This window comes from Hydrogenivirga sp. 128-5-R1-1 (assembly GCF_000171895.1).
The window spans coordinates 1-5,715 of record NZ_ABHJ01000031.1 but is presented as its reverse complement, the minus strand read 5'-3'; the positions used below and the strand labels follow the sequence as shown (position 1 = coordinate 5,715).

7 protein-coding genes are annotated in these 5,715 nt (G+C 29.7%); 4 read left to right on the top strand and 3 right to left on the bottom strand.

The window, feature by feature from the left end:
* Positions 1-90: 90 nt before the first annotated feature.
* Genes HG1285_RS06200 through mutS form a run of 3 tightly spaced genes read right to left on the bottom strand, consistent with a single transcriptional unit; the run spans position 91 to position 3,669 of the window.
* Entirely contained in the window at positions 91-411 is a 321-nt protein-coding gene (locus HG1285_RS06200; protein ID WP_008288196.1) for a metalloregulator ArsR/SmtB family transcription factor, read from the bottom strand.
* Positions 411-1,031: a bifunctional phosphoribosyl-AMP cyclohydrolase/phosphoribosyl-ATP diphosphatase HisIE gene (gene hisIE, locus HG1285_RS06205; RefSeq protein WP_032496794.1), complete on the bottom strand. Its 621-nt coding sequence runs from the start codon at positions 1,029-1,031 to the stop codon at positions 411-413. Before hisIE ends, HG1285_RS06200 begins: the two co-directional genes overlap by 1 nt.
* A gap of 31 nt (positions 1,032-1,062) precedes the next feature.
* A complete protein-coding gene (mutS, locus tag HG1285_RS06210) occupies positions 1,063-3,669 on the bottom strand; it encodes a DNA mismatch repair protein MutS (protein ID WP_008288194.1) in 2,607 nt (868 codons plus the stop codon).
* Positions 3,670-3,709: 40 nt separating this feature from the next.
* On the opposite strand from mutS, the gene HG1285_RS06215 reads away from it, so the two are divergent.
* From HG1285_RS06215 to cmk, 4 genes are all read left to right on the top strand, one after another.
* On the top strand, positions 3,710-4,009 hold the full coding sequence (locus tag HG1285_RS06215) for a nucleotidyltransferase domain-containing protein (RefSeq protein ID WP_008288193.1): 300 nt from the start codon (positions 3,710-3,712) through the stop codon (positions 4,007-4,009).
* Positions 4,006-4,470 carry a hypothetical protein gene (locus tag HG1285_RS06220; protein ID WP_008288192.1) on the top strand — a complete coding sequence of 155 codons (465 nt, stop codon included), beginning with the start codon at positions 4,006-4,008 and terminating at the stop codon, positions 4,468-4,470. The genes HG1285_RS06215 and HG1285_RS06220 overlap by 4 nt, the downstream gene beginning before the upstream one ends.
* Entirely contained in the window at positions 4,467-5,213 is a 747-nt protein-coding gene (locus HG1285_RS06225) for an HAD hydrolase-like protein (RefSeq protein ID WP_008288191.1), read from the top strand. The genes HG1285_RS06220 and HG1285_RS06225 overlap by 4 nt, the downstream gene beginning before the upstream one ends.
* The coding region (gene cmk / locus HG1285_RS06230) for a (d)CMP kinase (RefSeq protein ID WP_032496792.1) at positions 5,210-5,715 on the top strand (506 nt) is incomplete at its 3' end. The genes HG1285_RS06225 and cmk, both read left to right, overlap by 4 nt.

Sequence of the window (5,715 nt, the reverse complement as noted above, 5' to 3'; positions counted from 1 at the left end):
ACCTCACATAAAAAAATATTTATATAAATAATATTTTATATAAAACGATAAAAAAGTCAATATGATTTTAATTATATTTTTAGCTCAAATTTATTTTTTCTCTATTTTACAGATATTTGGCTGGATTTTTTCTTTAATTTCTAAAGATTGTATAAACGGCAGGTTTGCTTTTAAAATTTCATTTTCTTCATTTATAGAATAATATTTCCACTTACCTTCTTTTTTTACATTTACAAGGTTCGCATCTCTTAAAATTCTTAGATGAAAAGATAGATTTGGCTGTGAAATGTTTAATATTGGCTGAAGCTCGCAAACACAAAGCTCTCCATTATCAACAAGAAGTTTTAGTATTTTTAATCTTATTTCATCTGCCAAAGCATAATATACAAGCCTTAAATTTTCCAGCTGCATTATTTATACCTTCTTAAAAGCTCTTCCTGTATGTCTTCAAGTTTAACACCTGCATCAAGAAGCGCAATTATCAGATGAAATATTAAATCAGATGTTTCATAAACTATTTCATCTTTGTCTTTATTTTTTAAGGCTATAACTGTTTCTACAGCTTCTTCACCAACTTTCTGGATTATCTTATCACTGCCTTTTTTAAATAAAGATGCAACGTAAGACCCTTCAGGCATTTTTTCTTTTCTTTCTTTTAGCTTTTCATACAAAGCGTGGAATATTTCAAAAGCCGGAGGTTTTTCTGATTTTTCAAGTTTTAAATCTCTATAAAAACAGCTTTCCTCACCTGTATGACATGCAACCCCATAATCTTTTACAAGGTAAATTATACTATCTTCATCACAGTCTATTTTTATATCTACAACTTTTTGTTTATTTCCTGAAGTTTCACCTTTTACCCAAAGCTCATTTCTTGAGCGTGAAAAATATGTTGCATATCCTGTTTCAATTGTTTTTTGAATAGCTTCTTTGTTTGCATAAGCCTGCATTAAAACCTTTCCTGTGTAGTAGCTTTGAGTAATTACAGGTATTAAGCCTCTTTCATCAAATTTTAGTTTGTTTAAATCTATCAATTCTTTCCTCTGCTTAAACTTTCTAACCTTATTTTAACTTACTTTTAATCTCATTTAAAATATTCAAAGCCTGTAGAGGTGTCAAATTTGCAATATCTAAACTTTTTAACTGCTCAATTATTTCTTTATATGCGTTTTCTTGCTCTATAGTTTGAAGCTGTTTAAATATTGGAAGTTCTTCTTCCGGTTTATATTCCTGTTTTGGCTGTCTTAATACCTTTGGAAATTCTTTATTTTCAACTTGGAATATATCTTCAAGTTCATGGCTGTTCTCAAATTTTTCAAGAATTTCATAGGCTCTTTCTATAATTTCATCCTTAATTCCAGCAAGTTTTGCAACATGTATTCCGTAAGATTTATTTGTAAAACCTTCAAGTACCCGATATGTAAATTTTATATCTTTATCACCTTCTTCATAAATATGCATGTGATAATTTTTCACCTGAGGCAGTTCTTCCTCAAGTTGCGTGAGTTCATGGTAATGGGTTGCGAATAATGTTTTTGCTTTTACATTTTTTACCAGATATTCAGAAATTGCCCACGCAAGAGAAAGACCGTCATAAGTACTTGTTCCTCTTCCAACTTCATCAAGTACAACAAAGCTGTTTTTTGTTGCATTTGAAACTATGTTTGACATCTCAAGCATCTCAACCATAAATGTTGAAAGACCTTTTGCAAGTGCATCTGCAGAACCTATCCTTGTAAACACGCCGTCAAAAACTGGAATAACAGCCTTTCTAGCTGGAATGAAAGAGCCAATATGTGAAAGTATAACAAGTATCGCAGACTGTCTTATAAATGTACTTTTACCAGCCATATTTGGACCAGTTATTATATGAAAATAGCTGTTTTCATCCATTTTTAAACTGTTTGGGACAAAATCAGGATTATAATTTGCAATTACAGGATGTACCCCTTCTTCAATGTAAAGCTCTTTTCCTTCTATTATTTCAGGTTTTATCCATCCTTTTTCTACCGCAAGCTGTGCAAGGCTGAGAACAGCGTCAAGCTCTCCGATAGCTGAGGCAGTTTTTGCAATTATATCTGAAATAAGGCTTACTTCTTCTCTCAGGTTCATAAATATTTCATACTCTAAAGCTTTTATCTTTTCATCTGCAGAAAGTATTTTTTCTTCAAAGGATTGAAGTTCTTCTGTTGTAAATCTTTCAGCATTTGAGAGGGTCTGCCTTCTTTTATAATGTGGTGGAACAAATTTTAAATTTGGCTTTGTAATTTCAATGTAGTACCCCATTACTTTGTTAAATCCAACTTTTAAACTTGCTATACCTGTTGCCTGTCTTTCTTTTTCCTGAAATTCTTTAACCCATTTATTTCCTTTTTCTTTTATTTCCTTTAATTCATCAAGATATGGGTTAATACCTTTTTTTATAAGTTTTCCTTCTTTTAGATGAATTGGAGGATTATCTTCTAAATATCTATCAAGTTTATCTACTAAATACTCAAAATCTTCAATTTGTGAAAAAATACTTTTTAAATAAGTAGAATTTACCTTATTTTCATAAGATTTTAAGTTTTGTGATTTTTTTAAAGACTCTCTTAGGGCAACCATATCCCGTGGGTTTAAGGTATTAGAGGAAATTTTTGAAACAAGTCTTTCTATATCAAATATATCTTTTAAAATTTCTCTCAATTGATTTCTAAGTTCAGATTTTTTTATTAGCTCTTCTACAGCATTTTGACGCTCTATTATCTTTTCTTTATTTTTTAAAGGGTGGAGCAGGAAAAATCTTAGTTTTCTTTTTCCCATTCCAGTTAAAGTTTTATTTATAACATTGAAAAGAGCAACATTTCCTTCATTTGAATGGACAAGTTCTAAATGTTTTTGAGCCGAATAATCAAGCCTCATATATATATCTTCTCTGTAAGGAGAAGGCTTTTTTATAAACGGCAGGAAGCTTTTCTGGGTGTGTTTTGCATATTTGAATACTGCTGAAACAGGTTTTATCACAGGTTCTTCTTTTTTTGTAAATCCAAAAGACTGAAAGTCTAAAACTTTAAAATATGAATAAAGTTCATTTTCACTTTCAAAAAAATCATCTGGAATAGTTGAGAAAAATATATGTTTAAAGTTTTCCTCTATAACAGATTTATCAAACTCAGGTCTGATTAAAATTTCCTTTGGTTGGAATTTCCCTATAAAAGACAAAAGCTCATCTTTGTTTAAAAGTGTACCAATAAAATCTCCTGTGGAAAGGTCTAAATACGAAACTGCATATCTGTTTCTTATTTTATCAACTGCCATTAAAGCAGATTTTAGTTTTTCATTTTCAAAAAATGTTCCAGGAGTTATTACCCTTATGACATCTCTTTTAACTATGCCTTTAGCGGTTGAAGCATCTTCAAGCTGTTCACAGATTGCAACTTTATAACCTTTTGCTACAAGCCTTGTGATATAACTATCTGCCGAATGGTAAGGAATTCCGCACATTGGGATATATTTATCTTTACCAACCTTTTTCTTTGTAAGAGCAATATTAAGCTCCCTTGCTCCAATATGGGCATCTTCATAGAAAAGCTCATAAAAATCACCAAGTCTATATAAAAGAAGCTCTTCAGGATATTTTGCTTTTATTTTGTTGTACTGAGCAACCATAGGAGTTTCTTTTTGAGCCATCTTTGTTTACTTTCTCCTACTAATGTATAATTTATATGCTATGAAACAAGTTAGACTAACCTCTAAACAAATCAATATTATAAAGGAAATTGCTGAGGAAATCTTTGGTAAAAATTCTAAAGTGTATATTTTTGGAAGCAGAACAGATTTATCAAAAAAAGGTGGAGATATTGATATTTTAATACTTACAGAAAATTTAGTTGATAAATTCAAAAAAAAGCTAAAATTTACAGCAAAGCTTTATAAAAAATTAGGGGAACAAAAAATAGACGTGATTATAACTGACAATCCTAAAAATGAGATAGAAGAAACAGCTGTAAAAACAGGGGTAAAGATTTGAAAAAAGACATTATTGATAAAAAATTTCAATTTTTTCTTCAAGAAGTAGAAAAACATTTTTATATTTTAGATAAGGATTTAAATGATATTAAACCATTTTATCCCCTATCAGAAAGAGAAATAAAAAAATTCGTAAACGATGAAAATTATTTAAAGATACTTGACCAGATAGCTTACAGATACATAAAACTTCAGGATACTTTAGGAAAAATAATTAGAACATTTCTTTTAAAAGAAGGGGAATTAATTGAACATTTAACCATGATTGATGTTATACATAAGGCTGAAAAGATAGGTATTTTTATAGATGAAGAATTCTGGTTTGAAATGAGAAATTTAAGAAATAGCATTACTCATGAATATCCATATATGTATGGTGAAGTGGCAGAGGCAATAAATACCTTGTTTTCATATATGGGTAAAATAAAAGAGATAATAGATAGTATTAAGGAGAGAGCATGATAGTTATCTTTGATGTTGATGGAGTTTTGCTTGATGTATCAAAATCCTACCACTTTTCAATTAAAGACACTGTTGAATTTTTCACAGGAAAAAAAACAAGCCTTGAAGAGTTGTTAGATATAAAATTTACATTTAATATTAATAACGACTGGGACGCATCTATTGCCGGAATATTATATGTTCAATCAGGACTGCTTCTTGAAGATTTTAAAGATGAGTTTAAAAAATTTTCCTCTTCTTTAGAAGATTTTTACAAATTTGCTGTTGTTTATGGTGTAAAACTTCCAGAATACGAAAACTTAGTTGAGTATTTTGAAAATAGGTACAAAATCCATAGAGATAAAGAGGAATTAATTTTTCCAAAAGAAGTTTTAAAACAAATAAAAGAAAAAGCAGATTATACTGGAGTTATAACAGGAAGGCCCTTTGAAGATTTAGATTATTCTTTTAAAAAGTTTGACCTGTACAGGTATTTTGACCAGATAATAACAGAAGATAATATTCCGGAAGCTCATTTAAGAAAACCTTCAAGCTATCCAATGAAACTGTTTTTTGAGAAAATACCTTATAAAAATCCTGTTTATTACATAGGAGATACAAAAGCAGATAAACTGATGGTTGAAAATTTTAACAATGAGGAAAATAAAAATGTAAAATTTATCTTAAATCAAACTCTACATAACAAAGACATTAAAGCAAATTTAGTGCTAACTAAACCAGAAGAAATTAAGGAGATACTATGATGATAATAGCAATAGATGGACCTGCCGGAGCAGGAAAAAGTACAATCGCAAAACTGATTGCCCAAAAATTAAACTGCACATATATAAATACTGGTGCAATGTATAGGGCTGTTGCATATAAAATACTTAAAATAGGTGGAAAATTTTCTCAGGAAGATTTAGAAAAATTACTTGAAAATACTGAAATCCAGCTAAAAGGTGAGAAAGTAATTTTAGATGGTGAAAATATTACCGATAAAATAAAAAATGAAAATGTTGCAAAAATGGCATCAAAAGTTGCAAAAATTCCTATAGTAAGGAAAAAATTAGTTGAAATGCAGAGAAAAATGGCAGAAAAGGAAAAATGTGTGGTTATGGAAGGAAGGGATACTGGAACTGTGGTTTTCCCAAATGCTGATATTAAAATTTTCTTAACTGCCTCTCCAGGAGAAAGAGCAAGAAGAAGATACGAAGAGTTAAAGCAAAAAGGATATAATATACCTTATGAGCATTTACTTGAAAA